The organism is Stenotrophomonas maltophilia group sp. LNF247 (assembly GCF_054083135.1).
Map to the genome: position 1 here is coordinate 123,444 of NZ_JBSRQL010000008.1, position 26,274 is coordinate 149,717.

The window sequence follows — 26,274 nt, forward strand, 5'->3', positions numbered from 1 at the left end:
GCCGGCCAGCGGCCGGCACTACCTCGATGTATTACGCGCTGACGGGTTCTTCCACCTTCGGGCCATCCCACAGCGCGTGGCCGGCCTTCTTGCGCAACCGCTCCAGCCGCGCGGCATGCGCTTCCAGCTCCGACGGCGTGGCCACTACGCGCGGGCGCGGCAGCAGCTTGCTGGTATCGAAGGCCTGCAGCGCCGCACCGGCGCCACCGCCATCGTCATCCCCCAGGCCGAATCCGATCTCTTCCTGCCCCGAGGTCAGCGCGATGTAGACGTCACCCAGGATCTGCGCATCGAGCAGGCCGCCATGCAGCGCACGGTGCGAATTGTCCACGCCCAGCCGCTTGCACAGCGCATCCAGCGAATTGCGCTGGCCCGGGAAGCGCTCGCGCGCCATCACCAGGGTATCGATCACCGTGCAGCGATCGGTGATCTTCCCGTACTGCGGGCCCAGCAACGACAGTTCGTTGTCGAGGAAGCCCAGGTCGAACGCCGCGTTGTGGATGATCAGCTCGGCGCCATCGATGAAGGCAAGGAATTCATCGGCGATCTGCGCGAAGTCCGGCTTGTCAGCCAGAAACTCCAGGGTCAGGCCGGTGACTTCCTGCGCGCCCTGTTCGAACTCGCAGTCCGGCTTGATGTACTGGTGGTAGTTGTTGCCGGTCGGGCGGCGCTTGAACAGCTCCACGCAGCCGATTTCGACGATGCGGTTGCCCTTCTTCCACTCCAGGCCGGTGGTTTCGGTATCGAGGATGATCTGACGCATGGGCTCAGTTTACCGGGCTGGCGTCGCGGATCTGGATGGCCGCGTTGCGGGCCAGGGTATCCACCCGCTCATTGTCCGGATCGCCGGAGTGGCCCTTCACCCAGCGCCAGTCGATCTGGTGCCGCAGCGTGGCCGCATGCAGGCGCTCCCACAGCTCGCGGTTCTTCACCGGCTCACCGCCGGCGGTCTTCCAGTTCTTGCGGATCCAGCCCGGCATCCACTGGGTCAGCCCCTGCCGCACGTACTGCGAATCGGTGTAGAGCACGATGTTGCACGGCTCGGTCAGCGTCTCCAACCCGGAAATGGCGGCCATCAGCTCCATCCGGTTGTTGGTGGTGTGCGCTTCGCCGCCGCTCAGTTCACGCTCATGGCCCTTGTAGCGCAGCAGTGCAGCCCAGCCGCCGGGGCCGGGATTGCCAAGGCAGGAACCGTCGGTGTGGATTTCGATGGTTTTCAATACAACTCCAGAATCAGGTGGCTACGGTGCCGTGCCAGCGCACCGGCAGCGGTGTCGGCCCGGGCAGGGCCAGCGTGCGCTTTTCAGCATGGAACAGGCAGGCCGCGCGCAGTGGCGCCCACCCGCCCGGGCGACGGCTGCCGGCACCGCGCCAGAGGGGGCCGATGTAACGCATATCGTCGCACTCCAGCCCGTGGCGGCCGAGCAGCAGGCGAATCCGCTGCGGCGTGCGCACCACCAGTCCGTGCTGGCGCCAATGTGTACGGTAGGGGCTGAACGGGTTGAGGCTGCTCAGCCACAGGTGGCCGCCCGGCATCAGCACGCGCTCGCACTCATCCAGCAGCTGGTCGGCATCGCCGGTGGTCACATGCTGCAGCACGATCGCGTTGACACTCTCGTTGGCCAGCGGCAGCGGCAGTGCGCAGCGGGTATCGCCGGCATAGCCCTGCCCCTGCCGGAACAGGCGCAGGCCACGCCCGCCGAGCTGCGCATCATCAAGCCAGCACGCGCTTGGCGCGATCCACAACCAGGGTTGTGCCGGCAGCACTGACAGCTGCGGCAGCAGTAATTGCCGCTCCAGCACGCGCAGGGATTCCGCCGGTTCACTGTCGAACCACGGGGTCTGGCTCGCTTGACGGGTGCTCTGCAGCGCGGGCATGGTCCAATTCTATGCGACTGACTGCCCTGCCCGCATTTGCGGACAACTACATCTGGACGTTGATCGACGACGATGGCGCCGCCGTGGTCATCGATCCCGGCGATGCCGCGCCGGTGCTTGCGGTGGCCGATCAGGGCCTGCGCGTGGACACGATCCTGCTCACCCATCATCACGATGACCACATCGGTGGCGTGCCCGCGCTGCAGGCGCGTTTTCCCGGCGTCCGGGTGATCGCGCCGGTCGAGGAGCGCATTCCCACTGCGACCCACCGCGTCGGTGAAGGTGAACGCGTTCAGGCACTGGGCCGGACGTTCCACGTACTATCCGTGCCCGGGCATACCCGCAGCCACATCGCGTTTCACACTGCTGAACATCTTTTCAGCGGAGATTCGTTGTTCAGCCTGGGCTGTGGACGCCTGTTCGAAGGTACGCCGTCCCAGCTGCTGGCGTCGATGCGCAAGCTGGGTGCCCTGCCCGCGCAACTGCTGCTTTGTTGCGCTCATGAGTACACCGTGTCAAATGCCGTCTTCGCGCGGCATGTCGACCCCGCCAACGCTGCCCTGTGGCAGCGCCAAGAGGAGGCTTTGGCCATGCGCCGCGATGACCGTTCCACCCTGCCGGTAACCCTGGCCAGCGAATTCGACTGCAATCCCTTCCTGCGTGTGCACGCGGCGCCGATCCGTGCGTCGGTGGCGGCGCACCTGGGCCGTGACGTCGTGGACGACGTCGACGTGATGGCCGGTCTCCGGCACTGGAAAGACGGCTTCCGCGCATGATGCGCCGAAGTCTGCCGCTGGCCCTGGGCCTTGCGCTGGGGCTGGCAGGAACCGCAGGCGCACAGTCGCTGGGCGCAGGCATCAGCCAGAACCTGACCGCTGCCGCTGCGCTGCCGCTGGATCCATCGGCGCTGCCGGCCGCTTCGGTACGCAACGGCCAGGAGATCTTCACAAGCTTCCGCGACGGCCTGGCCGAGCCCAGCTGCGATGCCGAGGCCACCAGCCCGCGCTGGCAGAAGCAGTTCGCCCATGCTCCCTCACGCCTGGCCAACCAGGATGACGATGCGCTGGTGCTGTTCGGCTACGTGGTCGAAGAGCTGCGCAAGGCCAACCTGCCCACCGAATTCGCACTGATTCCGTTCGTGGAAAGTGGCTATCGGCCCAATGCACGCAATGGCAGCGGTCCGACGGGCCTGTGGCAGTTCATCGCCACCACCGCGCGCAACCATCGGGTGCCCATGTCCAACGGCTACGACGGCCGCCTGTCGGCGGTCGATTCCACCCAGGCCGCGGTACGTTACCTGAAGACCCTGCACGGCATGTTCGGCGGCGACTGGCGCCTGGCCACCATGGCCTACAACGCCGGCGAGTACCGGGTCCTGCAGTCCATGCGCAAGGCCGGCATGAACGCGCAGAACGCCAAGCCATCGGCGCTGCCCGGCCTGTCACCGGTCACCCATGCCTATGTCGAGAAGCTGCATGCCCTGGCCTGCGTGCTGGAGGACGTGGAAGACCAGCCCGGCGTGATGGCCTCGCTGGACCGCACCGTGCCGGTGCTGAAGGACCACACCCTGCCGGCCGGCACCAGCATCCAGCAGTGGGCCGCACAACGCGCCCTGGACCCTGCCAGGATCGCCCGCCTCAACCCGGCCCTGGCCGCCGGCAACCGTGCCTCGGGAACCACCCGGGTGCTGGCCCCGGTCTCGGCCGCCAATGCGACGTTGACGGAAACCGCGACCACGCTGGTGGCCAGCACCGCACCGGCTGCCACGACCACACCGACGCCGCAGGCGGCCAAGACCGTCGCCACGATTGCCGATCGCCCGCGCAGCCGCCGCCACACCGTGCGCGATGGCGAGTCGGCATGGACCATCGCCCGTCGCTATGGCATGCCGGTGAAGGCGCTGCTGTCACTGAACGGCCTGAGTGGCAGCAGCGTGCTGAAGCCGGGCGCGGTGCTGCGCGTCGAGGACTGACGCGCCAGCCAGGCCCTCCTGTAGAGCCGAGCCCATGCTCGGCTTTTTCATGCCTGCGCGCAGCAGATGCAGTCGAGCACGGCTCGACTCAACAAAAGGCGGTCGAGCAAGCTCGACCACTACCAAAGCGCAACCGCGACACCAACGACGCGAAGACAAAAAAGGCCCGGCAATGCCGGGCCTTCTTCGATCTGCTCGCCGCGAGGCTTACAGGTTCGCTTCGGTGGTCTGGATCATGAACTTCTTGCGCATCGCATCCACGTAGGCCTTGGCTGCGGCCATGCCATCGATCTGGCTCAGCTGCTCCTTGAGCTGCTTCTGCTGCTCGGCGGTCACTTCCTTGATGTCGCCCGGGTTGACCTTGTTCACTGCAAACAGCAGCGCGTGACCGTTGACGTCGACCTTGCCGTAGCTCGGCTTGCCTTCGGCCGGCACAGGCGCGCTGAAGATGGCGCGGTTGATTTCCGGGGTCGGCACCGGCTGGCTGCGCGGCAGGCCCGGCATCGGGCTCAGCTGCAGCTTCTCGCTTGCGGCCAGCGACTGCAGGGTGGCGCCCGCCTTCAGCTTGGCCAGCACAGCGTCGGCGGCCTTGTCGCTGGCCTGGCGCTGGCGGTCAGCGCGGATCGCGGCGATCACCTGCTCGCGGGCCTTGTCCAGCGGCAGGGCCTGTTCCGGGGTATGGGCGGCCACACGGATGACCACACTGTGATTGGTCGCGCCGCCCAGCGCAATCGGGTCGCTGGCAGTGCCGTCCTGCACCAGCACTTCAGAGAAGGCGGCACGCAGCACGGCCGGGTCAGCGGCGATGCCACTGGCGGTTGCGCGGGTGATCGGCCCCAGGGTCTGCAGCGGCAGGTTGACTTCCTTGGCCGCAGCGGCCAGATCGCTCGGGCTCTTGTTGATGGCATCCACCAGACGACCGGCCAGCTCGTTGAAGCCGCGTTCGCCGTCGGCCTTCAGCTGCTCGGCGGCCAGCGTGTCACGTACTTCCTCGAACGACTTGCCTTCGCCGCCACGCACCGCGGCGACCTTGATGATGTGGTAGCCGAAGTCGGTCTTGACCGGGCCGATCACGTCACCGGCCTTGGCAGCGAACAGTGCGTCTTCGAACGGCTTGACCATCGCACCGCGCTCGACCCAGCCCAGGTCACCGCCCTGGTCCTTGGAGCCCGGATCTTCCGAATTGGCCTTGGCCAGCGCAGCGAAGTCGGCACCGGCCGCCTTGGCTTCGGCAGCGATCTTGTTCGCCTTGGCTTCGGCGCCGTCACCGGTGATCAGGATGTGCGAGGCCTGGCGCTGCTCCGGCGAGGTGAACTTCGCCTTTTCTTCTTCATAGCGCTTGCGCAGGGTCGCTTCATCGGCCGGAGTCGGTGCCGGCAGGTTCGCACCGTTGATCTCGACGTATTCCAGCGAGACGCTCTCGGCCTGGCGGAAATCCTTGCCGTGGCTGTCGTACCACTGCTTGATCTGCGCGTCAGTCACCGGCGCGGTGTCAGCCGGTACTTCCGGCAACGCGGCCAGTTCGACGTCGCGGGTTTCACCCAGCAGCTTCAGCAGGCGCTCGGTTTCGGCCTGGGTGACAAAGCCCGAATTCTGCAGGCCCGACGGGATCACCGACTGCTGCAGGCTCTCGCGCACCAGTTCCTGGAACTGGGTCGGGGTACGCGGCGGATTGCCACCGGCCAGGGCCAGGCGATAGTTGTTTTCGTTGAACTTGCCGTTCGAATCGAGGAAGGCCGGGATGGTGGCGATGTACTCGCGCACCGCACCATCGCCAATGACAACGCCGGCTTGTTCACCGACCAGGCGCACGACCTGCTCATCGATCAGCTGGTCGAGCACGGCCAGCTTGTTTTCGGTGCTCTCGAAAGCGCGCGGGTCGAAGTTCTCGCCCTGCTGCTGGCGCTCACGCATGCGCTCCTGCTCGAAACGGGTGCGGAAATCCTGCGCGCTGATCTCATGGTGCTGCCACAGCATGCGCACCGGCCACCACGACGGTGCCGAACGCCACCAGGTCGGCGGGGCGGAAACCTTGGCCACGTTCTGAGCGCCAACGCCACCGAGGTAACTGTTGTCGATCACGAACAGGAACGGAATCATCAGCAGCCCCAGGATCACGGTGACGATCCAGCCTGAGGTCTTGTCGCGGAGTTTCTGCAGCATGGTGAGGAATCACAAGGCCTGATTGGCGAGCCCGGCAGTGTAACCCGCTTCGCCGCAGGGACCAAAAGCAGCGGCGGCGCGGCCTGCGCATCACTTTGCGACGGGCTAAAGAAAAAACCCCCGGCTTGCGCCGAGGGCTTTTAGGGTTGGCGGAGCGGACGGGACTCGAACCCGCGACCTCCGGCGTGACAGGCCAGCATTCTAACCAGCTGAACTACCGCTCCGCGCTGAAACTTTGCAGGCGCCCAGTATATCCGAAGACTCCCTGGAAACCCAGCCCGATGAACACTTTTTTCAAAGTTTTTTCACAGGGATTTAAGACTCTGCAATGGCGGAGCGGACGGGACTCGAACCCGCGACCTCCGGCGTGACAGGCCAGCATTCTAACCAGCTGAACTACCGCTCCGTTCTTGCAAGAACCTATTCGCCTTCTTCCCGAACTTTCCGGGGAGAAGACAAGGCCCCCAGCTTTAGGCCGGGGGCCTTGATGTAGTGGCGGAGCGGACGGGACTCGAACCCGCGACCTCCGGCGTGACAGGCCAGCATTCTAACCAGCTGAACTACCGCTCCGCATTGTTGCTTTTTTGTTTTCCCATCGGCCTGGACCTGGGAGAAAACAAAGCCTCCAGCTTTTGGCCGGAGGCCTCGTTGAATGGCGGAGCGGACGGGACTCGAACCCGCGACCTCCGGCGTGACAGGCCAGCATTCTAACCAGCTGAACTACCGCTCCACACTCAAACGTTACCGCGGTGCTGTGGTGGGTGCTGAGGGTTTCGAACCCCCGACCCTCTCCGTGTAAAGGAGACGCTCTACCGCTGAGCTAAGCACCCCAGCGAGCCGCTTAGTTTACAGCATCCTTCAGAGCCTTGCCAGCCTTGAACGACGGATTCTTCGAAGCAGCGATCTTGATGGTGTCGCCGGTCTTCGGGTTGCGGCCGGTGCGGGCAGCACGGTCGCGGACCTGGAAGGTACCGAAGCCAACCAGGGTGACCGCATCGCCGTCCTTCAGCGCCTTGGTGATGGCAGCAACGACGGCATCGACAGCGCGGCTGGACTCGGCCTTGGTCAGGTCCGCAGCTTCAGCAACGGCATCGATCAATTCGGTCTTGTTCATTCTCTACAACTCCTTTGGCGGTGGGTTCCGCTTATTCGACAGGGAAGCAACCGCACGCCTTCTGCATGCGGCCGCCATGTGGAAACGGTTCGCCGATTCAGTCATCGCTGACAGCGATCACTCATTCGCGAGTGCTGCTTTTATACCAGTGGCCCTACCCCCACGCAAGCTGGAAAGCCAGCAACGACGCGGGTTTCGGGCCATTGGACGGTGCGCGTCAATGCTTGACGCGCGCACTTCCACTCGGTTTGGCCTTGCTGCGCACCGTGACACGCTGCGCACTCTTGCGTGCCTTCTTCGGTGCCAACGGGCGCTCCAACGCCAGGTCCAGCACTTCCTCGATGTACTTCACCGGCACGATCTGCAGATCGCGGGTAACGTTTGCCGGAATGTCTGCAAGGTCCTTGCGGTTCTCTTCCGGAATGATGACCGTGCGGATGCCGCCCCGCAATGCGGCCAGCAGCTTTTCCTTCAAGCCGCCGATGGCGGTGACACGGCCACGCAGGGTGATCTCACCGGTCATCGCCACGTCGGCACGCACCGGCACCTTGGTCAGCATCGATACCAGCGAGGTGACCATCGCCGCGCCGGCACTCGGGCCGTCCTTCGGCGTAGCGCCATCGGGCACATGCAGGTGCACGTCGTGCTTCTGCAGGAAGTCGCTGTCGATGCCGAAGCCGACGGCGCGCGAACGCACCACCGACAGCGCCGCTGAAGCCGATTCCTTCATCACGTTGCCGAGCTGGCCGGTCAGGATCAGCTGGCCCTTGCCCGGCACCAGCGTCGATTCGATCTGCAGCAGATCGCCACCGACCTCGGTCCAGGCCAGGCCGGTGACCAGGCCGATCTCGTTCTCTTCCTCGGCACGGCCGAAGTCGAAGCGACGCACGCCCAGGTACTTGTCCAGGTTCTTGCTGGACACATTGACCAGCGCCTTGGGCTTCTTCGCGCCCTTCTTCGCCTTCACCGGCTGCGGGCCGGCCAGCGCGATCTCCTTCACCACCTTGCGGCAGATCTTGGCGATCTCGCGTTCCAGGTTGCGCACGCCCGATTCGCGCGTGTAGTAGCGCACGATGTCCTGGATGGCGTCACTGCCGATCTCCAGTTCTTCCGGCTGCAGGCCGTTGGCCTTGACCTGCTTGGGCACCAGGTAACGGGTGGCGATGTTGAGCTTCTCGTCCTCGGTGTAGCCGGGGATGCGGATCACTTCCATGCGGTCCAGCAGCGGGCCGGGAATGTTGAGCGAGTTCGAGGTGGCCACGAACATCACTTCGGACAGGTCCAGGTCCACTTCCAGGTAGTGGTCGTTGAACGCGTTGTTCTGCTCCGGGTCGAGCACCTCCAGCAGCGCCGACGACGGATCGCCACGGAAGTCCATCGACATCTTGTCGATCTCGTCCAGCACGAACAGCGGGTTCTTGCTGCCAACCTTGTTGAGGTTCTGCACGATGCGGCCCGGCATCGAACCGACGTAGGTACGGCGGTGGCCACGGATCTCGGCCTCGTCACGCACGCCGCCCAGCGACATGCGCACGAACTTGCGGTTGGTGGCCTTGGCGATGGACTGGCCCAGCGAGGTCTTGCCCACGCCCGGCGGCCCGACCAGGCACAGGATGGGGCCCTTCATCTGCTTCACGCGCGACTGCACCGCCAGGTATTCAAGGATGCGCTCCTTGACCTTCTCCAGGCCGTAGTGATCGGCATCGAGGGTGTCCTGCGCCACCTTCAGGTCCTTGCGCACCTTGCTGCGCTTCTTCCACGGCACGCCCAGCAGCCACTCCAGGTAGTTGCGCACGACGGCGGCTTCAGCCGACATCGGCGACATCTGCTTGAGCTTGTTCAGTTCATTGCGCGCCTTGGCTTCAACCGCCTTCGGCATGCCGGCCTCGGCAATCTTGCGGGCCAGTTCTTCCAGCTCGCCCGGCGCGTCGTCCAGGTCACCCAGTTCCTTCTGGATGGCCTTCATCTGTTCGTTGAGGTAGTACTCGCGCTGGCTCTTCTCCATCTGCGACTTCACGCGGCCGCGGATGCGCTTCTCCATCTGCTGCACGTCGATCTCGCCGTCGACCAGGCCGACCAGCATCTCCAGGCGGTCACCGACGGCCAGCGTTTCCAGCAGGCGCTGCTTGTCGGCCAGGCGCACGCTGATGTGCGCAGCGATGGTGTCGGCCAGGCGCGCCGGCTCATCGATGCCCGACAGCGTCTGCAGCAGCTCCGGCGGCAGCTTGCGGTTGGTCTTCACGTACTGCTCGAACAGCGACATCAGCGAGCGGGCGATGGCCTCGACCTCGCGCGCTTCGCGCTCGTCAGTGGCCTCGATCTCCACCGCCTGGCCGTGCAGCGAGCCGTTGCGCTCGTCGACGTGGGTGACCTGCACGCGCGACAGGCCTTCGACCAGCACCTTGATGGTGCCGTCGGGCAGCTTCAGCAGTTGCAGCACCTGCGCCAGCGTGCCGACCTGGTAGAGGTCGGCCGCATGCGGGTCGTCGGTTTCGGCCGACTTCTGCGCCAGCAGCAGGATGCGCTTGTCCGCCTCCATTGCCTGTTCGAGCGCGTGCATGGACTTGTCACGGCCGACGAACAGCGGGATGACCATGTGCGGGAACACCACTACGTCGCGCAGCGGCAGGACCGGCAGGTCGAGGGTTTCACTTGGGGAACGGGCCATGGGGGCTCCAGGGAAGGGGGAAAACCGCCTCCGGGAGGGCATCTTCCGGAGACAAAAAAAGCCGATGGCCCCGTTATGGGGCCATCGGCTTTCAGATGCAAGGCATTCCTTTAAAATCCTTTCCAATCAACAACCTGGAAGGATCACTCGGCGCCTGCGGCCTTCTGTTCAGGGGCCGCCGGGGTCTGGTAGATCAGGTACGGCTCGGACTTGTGCTCGATCACCGATTCGTCCACGACCACCTTGCTGACGTTCTCCTGCGACGGCAGGTCATACATGGTGTCCAGCAGGACCGATTCGACGATCGTGCGCAGGCCGCGGGCGCCGGTCTTGCGCTTGAGCGCCTTCCTGGCGATGGCCGACAGTGCGTCCGGACGGAACTCCAGCTCCACGTTCTCCATCTCGAACAGCTTCTTGAACTGCTTGGTGATGGCGTTCTTCGGCTCGGTCAGGATCTTGATCAGGGCCGGCTCGTCCAGCTCCTCGAGGGTCGCGACCACCGGCAGGCGGCCGACGAACTCGGGAATCAGGCCGAACTTGATCAGGTCTTCCGGCTCGACTTCGGCCAGCACCTTGCCCACTTCCTGCTTGCGCTCGCTGCTCTTCACCTTGGCGCCGAAGCCAATGCTGCCGACGTCGGTGGAACGCGCCTGGATCACCTTGTCCAGCCCGGCGAACGCGCCGCCGCAGATGAACAGGATGTTCTTGGTGTCCACCTGCAGGAATTCCTGCTGCGGATGCTTGCGGCCGCCCTGCGGCGGGACGCTGGCCACGGTGCCTTCGATCAGCTTCAGCAGGGCCTGCTGCACGCCTTCGCCGGATACATCGCGGGTGATCGACGGGTTCTCGCTCTTGCGCGAGATCTTGTCGATTTCATCGATGTAGACGATGCCCTGCTGCGCCTTCTCGACATCGTAGTCGCACTTCTGCAGCAGCTTCTGGATGATGTTCTCCACATCCTCGCCCACGTAACCGGCTTCGGTCAGCGTGGTGGCGTCGGCCATGGTGAACGGCACGTTGAGCAGGCGGGCCAGGGTTTCGGCCAGCAGCGTCTTGCCCGAACCGGTCGGGCCGACCAGCAGGATGTTCGACTTCGCCAGTTCGACGTCGTCGTTCTTCTGCCGGCTCTCGATGCGCTTGTAGTGGTTGTAGACGGCCACGGCCAGGGTGCGCTTGGCGCGGTTCTGGCCGATCACGTACTGGTCGAGGACCTCGAGGATCTCGCGCGGCTTGGGCAGCGAACTGCGTGCCGACTGCGCCTTCTCCTCAAGCTCCTCACGGATGATGTCGTTGCACAGCTCCACGCACTCATCGCAGATGAATACGCTCGGACCCGCAATCAGCTTGCGCACTTCATGCTGGCTCTTGCCGCAGAAAGAGCAGTAGAGGATCTTGCCGGTGTCCGTGGAACGACCTTGGCGGTCTTCGCTCATGCTTCGCTTACCCAGTTACCCCACCCGCTGAACGGGGGTTCGATTCGAGAATAGCACAGGGCCGAGGGGACACCAGTCCCGCCCGACCCTGCAGGAACGGGGCCTCCATGGCCCCGTGAAGGCCGGTCAACCGGCCTGGATCGACTCATCCGGACGACGCTCCAGGACCTGGTCGACCAGACCGTAGGCCTGCGCCTCGAAGGCGCTCTTGAAGTTGTCGCGCTCGGTGTCGCGGGCGATCGTCTCCAGCGACTGGCCGGTGTGCTTGGCCAGGATCTCGTTCAGGCGCGAACGCAGGGTCAGGATCTCTCGCGCATGGATGTCGATGTCGGTGGCCTGCCCCTGGTAGCCACCCAGCGGCTGGTGGATCATCACGCGCGAGTTCGGCAGCGCGTAGCGCTTGCCGGCTTCGCCCGCGGCCAGCAGCAGGGCGCCCATGGAGGCGGCTTGGCCGATGCAGGTGGTGCTCACATTCGGCTTGATGTACTGCATGGTGTCGTAGATCGCCATGCCGGCGGTGACCACGCCACCCGGCGAGTTGATGTAGATGTTGATGTCCTTTTCCGGGTTTTCCGATTCCAGGAACAGCAACTGCGCCACCACCACGTTGGCCATGTGATCGTCGATCGGGCCCACGAGGAAGATCAGACGCTCCTTCAACAGGCGCGAATAGATGTCGTAGGCACGCTCGCCGCGGCTGGTCTGCTCGACCACCATCGGAACCAGGTTCAGGGCTTTGGTTCGGTTGTCCATTACGTGAGGTACCTATCTTGGGGGGCAACAACCCCGCGCCGGCAAAGGCGCGGGGCATCCGGTGATCCGCCGGCTTACTGGCGGATCGCGTCCTGGAACGAGAGCTTCTCTTCGGTGTGCTGGGCACGCTCGGCGATCCAGTCGATCACCTGCTCTTCCATCACTCGGTTCTGCAGGCCAGACATCAGCTGGGGGTCGTTGCGGTACATCTCAATGACCTGCTCCGGCTCTTCGTAGGTCGAAGCGATCAGACGCATCGTTTCGTTCAGGCGCTTGGCTTCCAGGCGCAGGTCGTTGATGCGGGCCACTTCACCGACCAGCAGGCCGACCAGCACGCGCTTGGCGGCAGCGTCCTTGAAGCCTTCGTGGGCATCGGCCGGGATCTCGCCGACGTTCTGGCCGTTGCGGCGCAGCTGCTCGACCTGCTGGGCCAGCATGGCGCGGGCTTCGTTCTCGACCAGGCGCGGCGGCATTTCGACCGACGAGTAGGCCGCGATCAGCTGCTCGCCGACTTCACGGCGCAGGCGGTTCATCAGCGCGCCCTTCAGCTCACGCTCCAGGTTGGCGCGGATGTCGCTGCGGAACTGCGCGACGTCGCCACCCTTCACGCCGAAGCTCTTGATGAAGGCTTCGTCGACCGCCGGCACGACCGGCTCGGACACTTCGGCAACCTTGACGGTGACCTGCACGGTCTTGCCGGCCAGCACCGGCACGCGCCAATCAGCCGGGAACTCGACGTCCAGGGTCTTCTCTTCGCCCTTGGCCAGGCCGACCAGGCCCTTTTCGATGGTGTCGAACATCATGCCCTGGCCGAGAACGATCGAGCCCTTCTCGGTGCCCTCGGCCGGCAGGCGCTCTTCGCCGGCCTGCGACCAGGTTTCCACCGCGACCAGGTCGCCTTCCTGTGCACCACGGCTGACCGGGGCCCAGGTACGACGCTGGTTCTGCAGGTTCTCGATCATCTGGTCGATGTCGGCTTCGGTGATCTCGGCGGTGTGACGCACGACGGTCAGCTTGCTGACGTCGATGTCGCCGAAGTCCGGCACCACTTCCACGGTGGCCACGAAGGAGAATTCACCCTCGTCGCCCTTGTCGATGCGCGGGCTGCCGACGACGCGCAGGTCGTGCTCGCGCACGGCCGCGTCGAAGGTTTCGCGCAGCAGGCCGTCCAGCGCCTCGCCACGGACCTGCGCGCCGAAGCGCTGCTCGATCACCTTGGCCGGCACCTTGCCCGGACGGAACCCCTTGATGCGGGTGGTACGGGCGATTTCGCCCAAGCGGCCGGCGATGTGGCTCTGCAGACGCTCTTCCGGCAGCGAGAAGCTCAGGCGGCGTTCCAGGTTGCCGGTGGATTCGATCGAAGCTTGCATGTTGACTCCTGCCACCGGTGGCCCACGCCCCCGGCTCGATGATTGGGATGAAACGGTTGTAAGGACGCGACGTCTGGGACGCGCCTGCTTGCCGCAGCCCTTTAGTTTCGCCCAATTCGGCCTGCACTGCCAGCGCGTGCCGGTCAAGGGGCGCAGATGGCCCGATCAGGGCGGGGACAGGCCGGCACTGGTGCGAAAGGGGGGACTCGAACCCCCACGCCTTGCGGCACTGGAACCTAAATCCAGGGCGTCTACCAATTCCGCCACTTTCGCGTGGCCGGCTCAGGCGTTCATTGTCGCAGGCGATGGCAGGAATCGGAAGGCCTGCACAAAACTGAACATGGCGATCGCGCGGCGCGCGCGTTGGACCACCCCGGGGAGCGCAAGCTGATCCGGGGTGGCAGGGTTCACTGCTGCGGCCTGGCCTTGGCCGGCGCCGTATCGGACCCCGACTCGGCCGCAGGATCCACCTTGCGGATCTCCACGCCCCCGTCTTCGGTGCGCCGCAGTGCCGCCGACTCCGGCGTGGCCTTGCGCACGTCCACCGAACCATCCGCATTGCGCTGCACGTCCACCGCGTCGGGCAGGGCCTCCCCTTCCGCGGGCTGAGCCGGCTGCATCTGCATGGCCTCACCCACCGGACGCGCCGGAGCGCTCTCGGTGCCAGCATCGCGTTCGACGGTCTGCGCGGGATCGTTGGCCGGCGTGCAGGCCGCCAGTGCCAGCAACGCGAAGGGAACCCACAGCGTGCGGTGCAATCGATTGATATCAGCCATCAACATCTTCCTTCGTGCATGCGCCACTGGCGCGGAAGATCCATTGGGTGCGATACAGGACGCGACGCGGTGAGAAGCAGCGCACAGCATTGAAAACACTGATGACGCGTATGCCCCTGATTTCAGCATCGCTTCAGTAGATCCACGCCATTCATGGATGACGTGCGACCGGGCGTGCAGGCATCCGCACGCTCAACCCGGCGCGCAGACAAGAAAAAAGCCACTTGGCGAACCAAGTGGCTTTCGTCTGGTGGGCTGTCAAGGATTCGAACCTTGGACCTATTGATTAAGAGTCAACTGCTCTACCAACTGAGCTAACAGCCCGAAATCGGGGCGCGAATTATGACCCGATCCGCTCGGTGGGTGCAAGCACTTTTTTCAACGCCGTTGAAACCAGCACTGCGATCCCGCTGCCGTTGCAGATCCGCGCCGAGCGGGGCCTGCAACGCGTGATCCATCCAAATGAAGGAGTCACACTTATAAGAAAAAAGCCACCTGGCGTACCAGGTGGCTTCTGTCTTGGTGGGCCGTCAAGGATTCGAACCTTGGACCTATTGATTAAGAGTCAACTGCTCTACCAACTGAGCTAACGGCCCGTGAAACTCAGACGCACATTGTAGCGTGCATTCTTCTTATTGCAATACCGTTTCGGCTGCGCCGGCACGGTTGAAACAGTGGGGTGGCTGAGGGGATTCGAACCCCCGACCACCGGAATCACAATCCGGTACTCTAACCAACTGAGCTACAGCCACCACTGAAACGCTTGTTCCTGCCGATGCGGCTGGCGACGGAACTTGAAACCTTTGCCTGGAGACTGTCACCGAAGTTCCGGTCCGCCGAAGCGAGTCCGATATTCTGGTGGAGTCTTTACGCTTTTGCAAGCACTTCTTCACATCGGCCGATGCGATCCCGTTACTCGCCGATGGCGCGCCCGACAGGAATCGAACCTGTAACCGCCGGCTTAGAAGGCCGGTGCTCTATCCAGTTGAGCTACGGGCGCCCGAACCGGAACGGTGTCCAATCCGACGTGACGTGGGATTGGTCGGGGTAGAGGGATTCGAACCCCCGACATCCTGCTCCCAAAGCAGGCGCGCTACCAGACTGCGCTATACCCCGGTCTTGCAATCCCCTCGGGCCAGGCCCGGGGAGTCGTTCATTGTGGCCAAGCACATCGTGAGCTGTCAACGCAGGCGAGACCAGCCATGAAACCGCCACGGCGCCATGCGTGGTCATCGGCTATGCTCGCAGACATCGGCCGGACGGCCGTCCCGACCTTTCATTCGCACGGAGAACACGCATGCGCAGCGGCAATCCGGCTCTTTCCGAGTCGACCTTCCTCGACCTCGCCAGCGGCTCGGTGGTGACCAGCCCCGACCAGGCAATGACCCTCAACGGCACCGTCAACAAGACCGGCTTCCTGTTGCTGTTGACCGTGCTGACGGCCGCTTTCGCCTGGAACCAGACCATCGATGACTACGGCCAGGTCATGGCCGGAGCCAAGCTGTATGCCATGGGCGGCGCCATCGGCGGCCTCGTGCTGGCGCTGATCACCGTCTTCAAGAAGGAATGGTCGCCGGTCACCGCGCCGATGTACGCGCTGGTGGAAGGCCTGTTCCTCGGCGCCATCTCGGCCGTGTTCAACGCCAAGTTCCCCGGCATCGTGTTCCAGGCCGTGCTGCTGACCTTCGGCACCCTGTTCGCGCTGCTGTTCGCGTACCGCAGCGGGCTGATCAAGGCCACCGAGAACTTCAAGCTGGGCGTGATCGCGGCCACTGGCGGCATCGCCCTGCTCTACCTAGCCTCGTTCGTGCTGGGCTTCTTCAACATCAACGTGCCGGTGATCCATGACTCCGGCTGGCTGGGCATCGCCTTCAGCCTGTTCGTGGTGGTCGTGGCCGCGCTGAATCTGGTGCTGGACTTCGACTTCATCGAGACCGGTGTCGCCCAGCGCGCGCCGAAGTACATGGAGTGGTATGGCGCATTCGGCCTGATGGTGACCCTGGTCTGGCTATATGTGGAGTTCCTGCGCCTGCTGTCGAAGATCCAGCAGCGCTGAGCCGGATAGAGCCATAAACGACAAAGGGCGCCTTCTGGGCGCCCTTTTCTCTTTGTTACGCATCGCTGCATTTCCCGGCTAGCCAGTCGCGCCCACCTGTGCAGCGTAGTGCGCCGCAAGGTGCTCGACCAGCGCGCGCACTTTCGGCGCCAGCGCCCGCGCATGCGGATACAGCGCGAAGTAGCGCCGCTGCCCGGCGTGCCAGGCGGGCAGCACACGGATCAAACGACCGGCGCGCAGGTCTTCCTGCACGGTCAGTGCGGTGAACAGGCTGATGCCCATGCCCGCCAGCGCGGCGGCATACAGCGCAGGCGTTGCATCCACCCGCAGGCGTTGCCCGGCCTCGATGCTCGCGCTGGCGCCGCGCGGCCCCTGCAGCTGCCAGGGCGACATCGCCGCTGCAGGACTGAACCCCAGCAGCGCGTGCTGCGCAAGGTCCGACGGCTGACGCGGCAGGCCATGACGCGCCAGGTAGGCCGGTGCGGCGACCAGGATGCGCGGGCAGCTGGCCAGCTCGCGCGCGACCAGCTGGCTGTCCGGTAGCGAGGCTGCAATACGCAGCGCCAGGTCAAAGCCACCACCGACGACATCGACGAGCTGATCATCGGCCGACAGATCCAGCGCGACCTGCGGGTAGCGCTGCAGGAAGGACGGCAACCAATGCGGCAGCTCCTGGCTGGCCACCACCTGCGGCACGCTGATCCGCACCCTGCCACGGGGTTGCGCCTGCCCGGCGCGGGCACGATCGTCCGCCTCCTGCAGGCGGTCCAGCAGCGTTGCCGCCTCGCGATAGTAGTCGCGCCCGGCCTCGGTCAATGACAGCCGGCGGCTGTTGCGATCGAGCAAGCGAACCTGCAGATGTTCTTCCAGCTGGCGCAACTGCCGTGACATCGCCGAGTGGGTGGTTCCCAGGCGTTCAGCGGCCGCGGTGAAACTGCCCGCGTCAACGATGGCGCGCAGCGCACGCAGGGCGGCGAAGTGATCCATCGGCTAGTGGCTCCACGTTGCGGTGCCCACGGCATGCGGGCCCCGCCAGCTTATCAAGCGCCGTCGCCAGCCTTGCGCACCGGCAACGCCAGGATCGCGTCGGTACTCATGACATTCCCGAACGCGTCTTCGATCTGCGCCAGCGAGGCGTCATGCAGCGCGCGATGGCCAATGCGCTGGCCACCGGCCAGGGCCAGGTCGCGGCTGGCGCTGGCGTCGGACGAGACGATCACCCGGTAGCCACGTGGTGCGGCCGCTGCGTCGCGCGCAGCACCGGCGACGCAGGCATGGGTCTGCAGGCCGGTGACGATAAGGGTGTCGATACCGGCATGCTTCAGCACCGTGTCGAGCACCGAGGCCGAGCTGCCAGCGAACACGCTGACGTTGTCCTTCTGCACCACGGTCTCGCCCTTGCGCGGCTGCAGGTCGCGATGGAAGTCGGCATTGACGCTGCCCAGCGCGAACAGCGGTGCGCCGGCCGGCAACACATGCTGCACGTGGATCACGCGGATGCCGTGGGCATTGGCGAACGCGACCACCCGCTTGGCCTGGCGCAGTGCGGCCACGCCATCGGGAATGACCATGCGGCCACCGGCGAAGCCCGGCGCGGCGCTGGCGTCGAAGTACTCGTTCTGGAAGTCGATCACCAACACCGCAGTCTTCGCCGCATCCAGCGAGGCCGCGACCGGCGCGCCCGCCATATGGCGGATGGTGGGATGGGCCGGCTCGGCGGCAGCAACCGGGATGGTGGCTGTCATGCCGATCAGGCTGGCCAGGCCGAAGGCGGTGAGGTTCATGGGAGGGTTCCTGTGCGGTGGGTGTGGGGCACAGGATGCGGAGCGATTGGCGCACGAACCAGCCGTGCGGGGGCACATGACCTGTGCGAAAACCGCACAACCGATCATTCCGTCATCCACGCATGGCGTGGATCTACCGGAAAACGCAACGGGGCACCCGAAGGCGCCCCGCTGTGGATCCGACCGAGGTCGGCCGGCCGCTTACAGGCGGCTGGCAATTGCCTTGGCAAAGCTCATGGTGGTACCGGTACCGCCCAGGTCGCCGGTCAGCGAATCCTTGGCTTCCATGGTCGCCACGATGGCCTTGCGCAGGCGTTCGGCGTTTTCCGGCTGGCCAATGTGGTCCAGCATCTGCGCGGCTGCCAGCAGCAGCGCGCACGGATTGGCCTTGCCCTGGCCGGCGATGTCCGGCGCGGTGCCGTGCACGGCTTCGAAGATCGCCGCGTCCTTGCCGATGTTGGCACCCGGGGCCAGGCCCAGGCCGCCGACCAGGCCGGCGCACAGGTCGGAGATGATGTCGCCGAACAGGTTGGTGGTGACGATCACGTCGAACTGTTCCGGACGCATCACCAGCTGCATGCAGCAGTTGTCGACGATCATTTCCTGGAATTCGATGTCCGGGTACTGCGCGGCCACTTCACGGGCGACGTTCAGGAACAGGCCCGAGGTCGACTTGATGATGTTGGCCTTGTGCACGGCGGTGACCTTCTTGCGGCCGGTGCTCTTGGCCAGCTCGAAGGCGTAGCGCACGATGCGCTCGGAGCCCTTGCGGGTGATGCGGGTGCCGGAGAACGCGGTCTCGCCGTCGGCAGACACTTCCTGGCCTTCGGCCAGGTAGGCACCTTCGGTGTTCTCACGAACGGTGATCAGGTCGACGTTGTCGAAACGCGACTTGGTGTTCGGGAAGGTGTGGGCCGGACGCACGTTGGCGTACAGGTCGAAGTGACGGCGCAGGCTGACGTTGATCGAGGTGAAGCCACCGCCGACCGGGGTGGTCAGCGGGCTCTTCAGCGCGACCTTGTTGCGCGCGATCGATTCCAGGGTCACCGCCGGCATCAGGTCGCCGTGCTTTTCCAGGGCCACCAGGCCGGCGTCGGCGTCTTCGTACTCCAGGCCAGTCTTGAGCTGGTCGAGCACGAACAGGGTGGCGTCCATGATTTCCGGGCCAATGCCGTCGCCGCGGATGACCGTAATTTTCTGCGTCATTGATCGATGTTCCGAACAGGGGGAAAAACGCCGTCCGGACGTGCCCGGAAACGCCGGCGCAAAGGAAGTTTCACCGGCAATTATGCCTTACCCGGCTCGGAGACCCCAAATAGGCAATTAGTCCGAGCCGGGTAAGGCAGAATTGCCCGCGCATTTCTCCTCTACCCCCGCCTGTCGGCGCGCCCCTTCAACAAGAAGGGGCTCCTGGGCGGTTGGATCGCGGGAAATGCCCCGGCGCTACCTCAGTGCTCGTGCGCGGCTGGCGCGGCGGCGCCGCCTTCGAGCTGGTCGAGGAAGTCGACCGCGCGGCGCAGGTGCGGGATCACGATGGAACCGCCGACCACCAGGCCGACCGAGAAGGTCTCGAAGAACTCTTCGCGGGTCACCCCGGCGTCCTTGCACTGGGCCACGTGGTAGCTGATGCAGTCGTCGCAGCGCAGCACCATCGAAGCCACCAGGCCCAGCAGTTCCTTGGTCTTCACGTCCAGCGCGCCGGCCTGGTAGGTCTGCGTGTCCAGCGCGAAGAAGCGCCGCACCACCTGGTTCGGTTCGCCCAGGATGCGTTCGTTCATGCGCTTGCGGAAGTCGGTGAACTCGGCGATGCGGTCCTTGCTGCCGTCGTCGGCCGCGCTCATGCCTGACCCTGCCCGGCCAGCAGCGGCTCGAGCTTGCCTTCACGGTGCAGGGCCATCATGTCGTCGTAGCCGCCGACATGGACGTCGCCGACGAAGATCTGCGGCACGCTGGTACGGCGGGTCTTGGCCACCATCTTCTCCCGCTCGGCCGGGTCCAGGTCGATGCGGACCTCGGTCCACTGCTGGCCCTTGCTCTTCAGGAAGTTCTTGGCGGCCACGCAGTACGGGCAGACGGCGGTGGAATAGATGGTGATGGCGGGGGCACCGCCGGCGGTCTGGGCTGTCACGGGAAACTCCACGATGGATCGACGGTCTACATATGGTACCGGTGCGCTGGAATTTCCACGCCACGGCCGCAACACTGTGGATTAACGAATGGTTGCCCCCTGCCCTGCCACGCTTGGCGCGCCCCGCCCGAGGACCCCCTGCTTGCGAGCCCTGCTGCTGACTACCGCCGTCACCCTGGCCCTGGCCGTGCCGCTGGCCCAGGCCCAGGAGAAGCTGCCCGACATCGGCTCCTCGGCCGGTGAGCTGCTGACCCCGGCCCGCCAGGCCGAGTACGGCGCGATGATGCTGCGCGAGCTGCGCAACTATGGCTACCTGCTGGACGACCCGCTGGTGAACGACTGGCTGCAGACCATGGGTACCCGGCTCGGCTCCAACAGTGACCAGCCACGGCAGCCCTATACCTTCTTCGTGATGAAGGACCGGCAGATCAACGCCTTCGCCACCCTCGGCGGCTACATCGGGGTCAATGCCGGCCTGGTGCTGACCGCCGAGCGCGAGGACGAGGTGGCCGCGGTGCTGTCCCACGAAATCGCCCACGTTACCCAGCAGCACGTGCTGCGCGGGGTAGAGCGCGCCCAGCGCGACCAGATCCCGATCCTGCTGGGCATGCTGGCGGCGGTGGTGGCCGCGCAGGCCAGCAACAGCACGTCCTCCGGCAACGCGACCATGGCCGCGATCAGTTCCGGCATGGGCCTGATGCAGCAGCGGCAGATCAACTACACCCGTTCCAACGAGTCCGAGGCCGACCGCCTCGGCATCCGCACGCTGTCGCGCAGCGGCTACGACGTGGATGCCATGGCCGGCTTCTTCGAACGGATGGCATCGGCGATGCGCGGCAACGAAGGCGGCTACAGCGTGCCCGAGTTCCTGCGCACCCACCCGGTCAACATCACCCGCATCAGCGAGGCCAAGGCCCGCGCCGAGCAGATGAAGAAGGACACGGTGCTGCTGACCACCACCACCCCCAGCGGCGAGCGCAGGGAGCGCGTGGACCCGGCCGACCCCAGCCTGGCCGAGCCCCTGCTGCGCGGAAACAACCCGCTGCTGCCCAGCAACGTGCTGCGCATCCCGATGGGCCAGCTCAGCCGCGGCGCCAGTGGCGACTTCGACTGGGCGCGCGAGCGCCTGCGCGTGCTCAGCGCGGACTCCGCGCCCGAGCTGGAACGCGAGTATGCCGACCTGGCCAAGCGCCAGAAGGACGGCCTCAACGATGCCCAGCGCTATGGCCAGGCGCTGGCTGTGATGCGCGGCGGTCGCGCCGGCGCCACCCAGGCCCGGCAGACCCTGGCCGGCCTGCTGCAGGGCCGGCCGGACAACCTGTGGCTGGCGCTGGCGCTGGGCGAAGCGGAGTCACGGGCCGGCCAGGCCGCCCAGGCCAACAGCCGCTTCGAGCAGTTGCTGCGCCAGCACCCCAACAGCCGCCCGGTGGCACTGACCTATGCCGAGATCCTGAACGAACAGGGTACCCGCGAGGCCGGCCAGCGCGCGCAGGCCATGCTGCGGCCCCTGCTGTCGCAAAGCGGTAACGATCCGGTCTTCCAGCAGCGATATGCCCGCGCCAGCGAGCTGGCCGGCGACAGCGTGCGTGCCAGCGAGGCCTATGCCGAGGCGGCCTTCCTCAGCGGACGGCCGGAGCAGGCGCTGCTGCAGTTGCAGGCGCTCAAGCGCAACCCGGCACTGGATTACATCGGCCGTGCGCGGGTTGACGCGCGCATCGAATCGATCACCCCGACCGTGCTGGAGCTGCGCCGCCAGGGTGTGCAGGATCCGGACCTGGACCGGCGCTGAGCGCTGCATGACCGGCCGATGGCAGTCCCAGCCGGTTCCAGGCCGGGTAGTCACAAACATGTCATCAAACCGTAGTCTACTGGCACCACTCCAGTAACCGAGCCCTACGGTGTCCTCGTGCAGAAACGCATCCTGATCGTCGATGACGAGCCCGCGATCCGTGAAATGGTCGCCTTCGCCCTTCGCAAGGGCGATTACGAACCGGTCCACGCCGGCGATGCCCGGGAGGCCCAGACTGCGATCGCCGACCGCGTCCCCGACCTGATCCTGCTGGACTGGATGCTGCCCGGTACGAGTGGCCTGGACCTGGCCCGTCGCTGGCGCAAGGAAACGCTGACCCGCGAAGTGCCGATCATCATGCTGACCGCGCGCGGCGAAGAGAACGACCGCGTTGGCGGCCTTGAAGCCGGCGTCGACGACTATGTGGTCAAGCCGTTCTCGGCGCGCGAACTGCTGGCCCGCATCCGCGCGGTGATGCGCCGCGCCCGCGAGGACGACGAGGACGGCAGCGTGGCGGTCGGCCCGATCCGCATCGATGGCGCGGCGCATCGCGTATTCGCCAATGACCAGCCGGTGCCGATCGGCCCGACCGAATACCGCCTGCTGCACTTCTTCATGACCCACCCGGAGCGCGTCTATACCCGCGCCCAGCTGCTGGACCATGTGTGGGGCGGCAGCGTGTACGTGGAGGAGCGCACCATCGACGTGCACATCCGCCGCCTGCGCAAGACGCTGGAACCGTTCAACGCCGAGAACATGGTGCAGACCGTGCGCGGCGCCGGCTACCGTTTCTCCACTGCCACCTGAGTCTCGTCGTGCCGGCGCCAAGCACCTGCGGGTGCCGGCGCCGGCAACTCTGCTATAACCCTCGGTTCACCCCAGTGAACCGCCGCACCTCAACGACGAGATCGCAATGCCCCGCCACATCCGCTCTGCCTGGTTGAAGACCCTGGCCACCGTTGCCGCGGTGCTGCTGTTCGCCGGACTGGTGGGGTGGCTCTCGGGGCATCTGTGGCTGTGCATCGCACTGGGCGCGCTGGCCACCCTGGCCTGGCACTACTGGCGGCTGCGCAGCGTGCTGCGGCGGCTGACCGCGCGCCAGCGCTGGGACACCGCCGAGGAAGGCAGCGGCGTCTGGAACGAGCTGGACCGCCTGCTGTACCGCAACCAGGTGGAAATGCGCGTACGCAAGCGCCGCCTGCTGGACATGCTGCGCAGCTACCGCGCCGCTGCCGCCGCGCTTCCCGATGCGGTGGTGGTGCTGGACCGCAACAGCCAGCGCGTGCAGTGGTTCAACGAAGCGGCTACCGCCCTGCTCGGCCTGCACCATCCCGGCGACCTTGGCGAGGCCCTGGTCGAACGCCTGCAGCCAATGCCGCTGGCGCACTGGCTGGCCGGTGGCCGCAACGCCGAGCCGATCCTGGACGTGCCCTCGCCGGTCGACCCGGCGATCCGCCTGAACCTGCGCCTGATTCCCTATTCGTCGGATTACTGGCTGCTGATCGCGCGTGACGTCAGCAAGCTGCTTCGCCTGGAACAGGTGCGCCGCGACTTCGTGGCCAATGTTTCACACGAACTGCGCACGCCGCTCACCGTGGTCCACGGCTACCTGGACATGATGGACCCGGAGGATTTCCCGGGAACCGGACCGATGCTGGAGGAAATGCGCAAGCAGAGCCAGCGCATGGCCCAGCTGGTGGAAGACCTGCTGACGCTGTCGCGCCTGGAATCGCAGGAACACAGCGAGGAAGAGACCGTGGCCATGCAGCCGATGCTGGCAACCCTGCGCCGCGAGGCCGAAGCGCACAGCCAGGGCCGCCACCAGATCAGCATCGACGATCTGGCCGGCGTCGACCTGCAGGGCTCGACCAAGGAGCTGCACAGCGCCTTCTCCAACCTGGTCACCAACGCGGTGCGCTACACCCCGGCCGGTGGCCGCATCGCGGTGGAGTTCCGCCGCGAGGGCGACGGCGCCGTGCTGGCCGTGCGCGATTCCGGCTACGGCATTCCCGCCACGCACCTGCCGCGCCTGACCGAACGCTTCTACCGGGTTTCCAGCAGCCGCTCACGCGAGAGTGGCGGTACCGGACTGGGCCTGTCGATCGTCAAGCACATCCTCGGCCTGCACCACGCACGGCTGGAGATCGAAAGCGAAGTCGGCAAGGGCTCGGTGTTCTCCTGCCATTTCGATGCCGACCACGTGCGCCCGCGCGAGTCCGCCCCCCTGACCTCCATCGAAGAATGACGCCATGAGCAGCCTCGGATCCCTCCCCCTCCCCGTGAGCCCGGACAACGATCCGTTGCGCGACCCGGCGCTGTACATCAACCGTGAGCTGTCGCAGCTGGATTTCAACTTCCGCGTGCTGGCCCAGGCGATGGACCCGCAGGTGCCGCTGCTGGAGCGCCTGCGCTTCATGTGCATCTCCTGCACCAACCTCGACGAGTTCTTCGAGATCCGCGCCGCCGCCGTGCGCCACGCGCAGGAATTCGGCCTGCCGCCGGCACCGGACGGGATGAGCCCGCAGGCCATCCTCAGCGCCATTCATGACCGCGCCGCCGAACTGGTGGACCAGCAGTACCGCTGCTGGAACGAGACGCTCCGCCCGGCGCTGATGGACGCCGGCATCGGCGTGCTCGGCCGCCATTCCTGGACCGATCGACAGAGGCGCTGGCTGCGCGCCTATTTCCGCAACGAGATCATGCCGGTGCTGTCGCCGCTGGGCCTGGACCCGGTGCATCCGTTCCCGAAGATCCTCAACAAGTCGCTGAATATCGTGGTGGTGCTCAAAGGCACCGACGCGTTCGGCCGCGCCGGCCACCTGGCCATCGTGCGTGCGCCGCGCTCACTGCCGCGCATCATCCAGCTGCCGGAAAAGCTGGGCGGATCACAGAATTTCGTGTTCCTGTCGTCGGTGCTGTCCACCTTCGTCGATGAGCTGTTCCCGGGCATGGAAGTCCAGGGCGCCTACCAGTTCCGCGTTACCCGCAACTCCGAGCTGGTGGTGGATGAGGAGGAAGTGGAAAACCTGGCGCTGGCGCTGCGCGACGAGCTGGTGGACCGCGGCTACCGGCCGGCGGTGCGCCTGGAGATCGCCCACGACATGCCGCGTGAGATCGTGCGCACCCTGCTGCAGAATTTCGGCCTGACCGAGAACGCGGTCTACCGCATTGATGGCCCGGTCAACCTCAACCGCATCATCCAGCTGTACGACCTGATCGCGCAGCCGGACCTGAAGTACCCGCCGATGACCCCGCGCACCCTGCGCGACAGCGACGGCATCTTCGAGACAGTGACACGCCAGGACCTGCTGCTGCACCATCCGTTCGATGCCTTCACCGCGGTGCTGGACCTGATCCGGCAGGCGGCGATCGATCCGAACGTGCTGGCGATCAAGCAGACCCTGTACCGCACCGGCAAGGATTCGCTGATCGTCGATGCACTGATCCAGGCCGCGCGCAACGGCAAGGACGTGACCGTGGTGGTTGAACTGCGCGCGCGCTTCGACGAGGAAGCCAACCTGGGCCTGGCCGATCGCCTGCAGGAGGCCGGCGTGCAGGTGGTGTACGGCGTGGTCGGCTACAAGACCCACGCCAAGATGCTGCTGATCGTGCGCCGCGAAGGCCGCAAACTGCGCCGCTATGTACACCTGGGCACCGGCAACTACCACAGCGGTACCGCCCGCGCGTACACCGACATCAGCCTGATCACGGCTGACCCGGACATCGGCAACGACGTGCACCTGCTGTTCCAGCAGCTGTCCGGCCTCGCCTCGAAGATGAAGCTCAAGCGCCTGCTGCAGTCGCCCTTCACTCTGCATACCGGCATCCTCGGCCGCATCGAGCGCGAGACGCGCATCGCCGCCGCCGGCCGCCCGGCGCGGATCATCGCCAAGATGAACGCGTTGAACGAACCGCAGGTGGTGCGCGCCCTGTACGCGGCCTCGCAGGCCGGCGTGCAGATCGACCTGATCATCCGCGGCGCCTGCACCCTGCGCCCGGGTGTGCCGGGCATCTCGGACAACATCCGCGTGCGCTCGATCGTCGGCCGCTTCCTGGAACACAGCCGCGTCTACTGGTTCGGCAACGACGGCGCTCCGGAAATGTACTGCGCCAGCGCCGACTGGCTGGAGCGCAACCTGCTGCGCCGGGTCGAGACCTGCTTCCCGATCCTCGACCCGGAGCTGGCCAAGCGGGTCTATCGCGAAGTGCTGCAGAACTACCTGGACGACAATCTCAACGCCTGGGAACTGGATGCCGACGGCATCTACCACAAGCGCGCGCCGGCGCACGACGAAGCGCCGCATTCCGCGCAGATGGCATTGATGCAGGGGCTGTAGTCCTGCCCCGGTGGATCCCGACCGCTGGTCGGGATTCGATCCCCGGTGGATCC

Annotated in this window: 22 protein-coding genes and 11 tRNA genes; 7 read left to right on the forward strand and 26 right to left on the reverse strand. The window is 65.7% G+C overall.

Annotation, left to right across the window (positions count from 1 at the left end; all coding sequences use genetic code 11):
* Window positions 1–31: 31 nt before the first annotated feature.
* From dnaQ to ACTXG9_RS10430, 3 genes are read right to left on the reverse strand one after another with little or no spacing between them, the layout of a single operon-like run.
* Entirely contained in the window at window positions 32–763 is a 732-nt protein-coding gene (gene dnaQ, locus ACTXG9_RS10420; RefSeq protein WP_019659520.1) for a DNA polymerase III subunit epsilon, read from the reverse strand.
* Between the two features lie 4 nt (window positions 764–767).
* Window positions 768–1,220, reverse strand: coding sequence for a ribonuclease HI (rnhA, locus tag ACTXG9_RS10425; RefSeq protein WP_019659521.1), 453 nt, complete (start codon window positions 1,218–1,220; stop codon window positions 768–770).
* A 13-nt stretch (window positions 1,221–1,233) separates the two neighbouring features.
* Window positions 1,234–1,878 carry a class I SAM-dependent methyltransferase gene (locus ACTXG9_RS10430; protein ID WP_019659522.1) on the reverse strand — a complete coding sequence of 215 codons (645 nt, stop codon included), beginning with the start codon at window positions 1,876–1,878 and terminating at the stop codon, window positions 1,234–1,236.
* An 11-nt stretch (window positions 1,879–1,889) separates the two neighbouring features.
* Here ACTXG9_RS10430 and gloB point away from each other — a divergent pair, with 11 nt between their 5' ends.
* Both gloB and ACTXG9_RS10440 read left to right on the forward strand, forming a co-directional pair.
* Window positions 1,890–2,654: a hydroxyacylglutathione hydrolase gene (gloB, locus tag ACTXG9_RS10435; RefSeq protein ID WP_021204521.1), complete on the forward strand. Its 765-nt coding sequence runs from the start codon at window positions 1,890–1,892 to the stop codon at window positions 2,652–2,654.
* Window positions 2,651–3,850: a lytic transglycosylase domain-containing protein gene (locus ACTXG9_RS10440; RefSeq protein ID WP_021204522.1), complete on the forward strand. Its 1,200-nt coding sequence runs from the start codon at window positions 2,651–2,653 to the stop codon at window positions 3,848–3,850. The genes gloB and ACTXG9_RS10440 overlap by 4 nt, the downstream gene beginning before the upstream one ends.
* A gap of 207 nt (window positions 3,851–4,057) precedes the next feature.
* On the opposite strand, the gene ACTXG9_RS10445 is transcribed toward ACTXG9_RS10440, so the two are convergent.
* The 18 genes from ACTXG9_RS10445 to ACTXG9_RS10530 all read right to left on the reverse strand — a co-directional run bounded on the left by ACTXG9_RS10445 (window position 4,058) and on the right by ACTXG9_RS10530 (window position 15,243).
* Window positions 4,058–6,013 (reverse strand): peptidyl-prolyl cis-trans isomerase, encoded by a 1,956-nt coding sequence (locus ACTXG9_RS10445; RefSeq protein ID WP_021204523.1) that lies wholly within the window; start codon window positions 6,011–6,013, stop codon window positions 4,058–4,060.
* 147 nt (window positions 6,014–6,160) lie between these two features.
* Window positions 6,161–6,237: transfer RNA gene (locus ACTXG9_RS10450), tRNA-Asp, on the reverse strand.
* Between the two features lie 105 nt (window positions 6,238–6,342).
* Window positions 6,343–6,419, reverse strand: a tRNA-Asp gene (locus ACTXG9_RS10455).
* Window positions 6,420–6,506: 87 nt separating this feature from the next.
* Window positions 6,507–6,583, reverse strand: a tRNA-Asp gene (locus tag ACTXG9_RS10460).
* An 83-nt stretch (window positions 6,584–6,666) separates the two neighbouring features.
* Window positions 6,667–6,743: transfer RNA gene (locus tag ACTXG9_RS10465), tRNA-Asp, on the reverse strand.
* Between the two features lie 25 nt (window positions 6,744–6,768).
* A tRNA-Val gene (locus ACTXG9_RS10470) sits at window positions 6,769–6,843 on the reverse strand.
* Window positions 6,844–6,854: 11 nt separating this feature from the next.
* On the reverse strand, window positions 6,855–7,127 hold the full coding sequence (locus ACTXG9_RS10475) for an HU family DNA-binding protein (protein ID WP_005408270.1): 273 nt from the start codon (window positions 7,125–7,127) through the stop codon (window positions 6,855–6,857).
* Window positions 7,128–7,344: 217 nt separating this feature from the next.
* The gene (gene lon / locus ACTXG9_RS10480; RefSeq protein WP_021202276.1) at window positions 7,345–9,795 is read right to left on the reverse strand and encodes an endopeptidase La; all 2,451 of its coding nucleotides are present in this window, start codon (window positions 9,793–9,795) and stop codon (window positions 7,345–7,347) included.
* 143 nt (window positions 9,796–9,938) lie between these two features.
* Entirely contained in the window at window positions 9,939–11,228 is a 1,290-nt protein-coding gene (clpX, locus tag ACTXG9_RS10485) for an ATP-dependent Clp protease ATP-binding subunit ClpX (protein ID WP_004154600.1), read from the reverse strand.
* Window positions 11,229–11,354: 126 nt separating this feature from the next.
* Entirely contained in the window at window positions 11,355–11,981 is a 627-nt protein-coding gene (gene clpP / locus ACTXG9_RS10490; protein WP_019659528.1) for an ATP-dependent Clp endopeptidase proteolytic subunit ClpP, read from the reverse strand.
* Between the two features lie 74 nt (window positions 11,982–12,055).
* On the reverse strand, window positions 12,056–13,351 hold the full coding sequence (tig, locus tag ACTXG9_RS10495; RefSeq protein ID WP_019659529.1) for a trigger factor: 1,296 nt from the start codon (window positions 13,349–13,351) through the stop codon (window positions 12,056–12,058).
* Between the two features lie 188 nt (window positions 13,352–13,539).
* A tRNA-Leu gene (locus tag ACTXG9_RS10500) sits at window positions 13,540–13,624 on the reverse strand.
* A 134-nt stretch (window positions 13,625–13,758) separates the two neighbouring features.
* Window positions 13,759–14,127, reverse strand: a complete 369-nt coding sequence (locus ACTXG9_RS10505; RefSeq protein WP_019659530.1) for a hypothetical protein — start codon at window positions 14,125–14,127, stop codon at window positions 13,759–13,761.
* Between the two features lie 248 nt (window positions 14,128–14,375).
* A tRNA-Lys gene (locus ACTXG9_RS10510) sits at window positions 14,376–14,451 on the reverse strand.
* Between the two features lie 196 nt (window positions 14,452–14,647).
* A tRNA-Lys gene (locus ACTXG9_RS10515) sits at window positions 14,648–14,723 on the reverse strand.
* 79 nt (window positions 14,724–14,802) lie between these two features.
* Window positions 14,803–14,879 (reverse strand) — tRNA-His (locus ACTXG9_RS10520).
* Between the two features lie 171 nt (window positions 14,880–15,050).
* A tRNA-Arg gene (locus ACTXG9_RS10525) sits at window positions 15,051–15,127 on the reverse strand.
* A 39-nt stretch (window positions 15,128–15,166) separates the two neighbouring features.
* A tRNA-Pro gene (locus ACTXG9_RS10530) sits at window positions 15,167–15,243 on the reverse strand.
* A 181-nt stretch (window positions 15,244–15,424) separates the two neighbouring features.
* On the opposite strand from ACTXG9_RS10530, the gene ACTXG9_RS10535 reads away from it, so the two are divergent.
* On the forward strand, window positions 15,425–16,183 hold the full coding sequence (locus tag ACTXG9_RS10535) for a Bax inhibitor-1/YccA family protein (protein WP_021202979.1): 759 nt from the start codon (window positions 15,425–15,427) through the stop codon (window positions 16,181–16,183).
* A gap of 78 nt (window positions 16,184–16,261) precedes the next feature.
* Here ACTXG9_RS10535 and ACTXG9_RS10540 read toward each other — a convergent pair whose 3' ends face one another.
* The 5 genes from ACTXG9_RS10540 to grxC form a co-directional block, all read right to left on the reverse strand.
* The gene (locus tag ACTXG9_RS10540) at window positions 16,262–17,170 is read right to left on the reverse strand and encodes a LysR family transcriptional regulator (RefSeq protein ID WP_019659532.1); all 909 of its coding nucleotides are present in this window, start codon (window positions 17,168–17,170) and stop codon (window positions 16,262–16,264) included.
* 53 nt (window positions 17,171–17,223) lie between these two features.
* Window positions 17,224–17,967, reverse strand: coding sequence for a cysteine hydrolase (locus ACTXG9_RS10545; RefSeq protein ID WP_188250343.1), 744 nt, complete (start codon window positions 17,965–17,967; stop codon window positions 17,224–17,226).
* A gap of 201 nt (window positions 17,968–18,168) precedes the next feature.
* Window positions 18,169–19,173, reverse strand: a complete 1,005-nt coding sequence (locus tag ACTXG9_RS10550) for an isocitrate dehydrogenase (protein ID WP_012479261.1) — start codon at window positions 19,171–19,173, stop codon at window positions 18,169–18,171.
* Between the two features lie 242 nt (window positions 19,174–19,415).
* A complete protein-coding gene (locus ACTXG9_RS10555; RefSeq protein ID WP_005408260.1) occupies window positions 19,416–19,808 on the reverse strand; it encodes a carboxymuconolactone decarboxylase family protein in 393 nt (130 codons plus the stop codon).
* Entirely contained in the window at window positions 19,805–20,095 is a 291-nt protein-coding gene (grxC, locus tag ACTXG9_RS10560; RefSeq protein WP_019659535.1) for a glutaredoxin 3, read from the reverse strand. The genes ACTXG9_RS10555 and grxC overlap by 4 nt, the downstream gene beginning before the upstream one ends.
* 142 nt (window positions 20,096–20,237) lie before the next feature.
* On the opposite strand from grxC, the gene ACTXG9_RS10565 reads away from it, so the two are divergent.
* From ACTXG9_RS10565 to ppk1, 4 genes are all read left to right on the forward strand, one after another.
* Window positions 20,238–21,884 carry a M48 family metalloprotease gene (locus ACTXG9_RS10565; RefSeq protein WP_164144128.1) on the forward strand — a complete coding sequence of 549 codons (1,647 nt, stop codon included), beginning with the start codon at window positions 20,238–20,240 and terminating at the stop codon, window positions 21,882–21,884.
* Window positions 21,885–22,001: 117 nt separating this feature from the next.
* On the forward strand, window positions 22,002–22,691 hold the full coding sequence (phoB, locus tag ACTXG9_RS10570; protein WP_005408258.1) for a phosphate regulon transcriptional regulator PhoB: 690 nt from the start codon (window positions 22,002–22,004) through the stop codon (window positions 22,689–22,691).
* 106 nt (window positions 22,692–22,797) lie between these two features.
* Window positions 22,798–24,129, forward strand: coding sequence for a phosphate regulon sensor histidine kinase PhoR (gene phoR, locus ACTXG9_RS10575; RefSeq protein ID WP_019659537.1), 1,332 nt, complete (start codon window positions 22,798–22,800; stop codon window positions 24,127–24,129).
* 4 nt (window positions 24,130–24,133) lie between these two features.
* Entirely contained in the window at window positions 24,134–26,221 is a 2,088-nt protein-coding gene (gene ppk1 / locus ACTXG9_RS10580) for a polyphosphate kinase 1 (protein WP_019659538.1), read from the forward strand.
* Window positions 26,222–26,274: the final 53 nt, after the last annotated feature.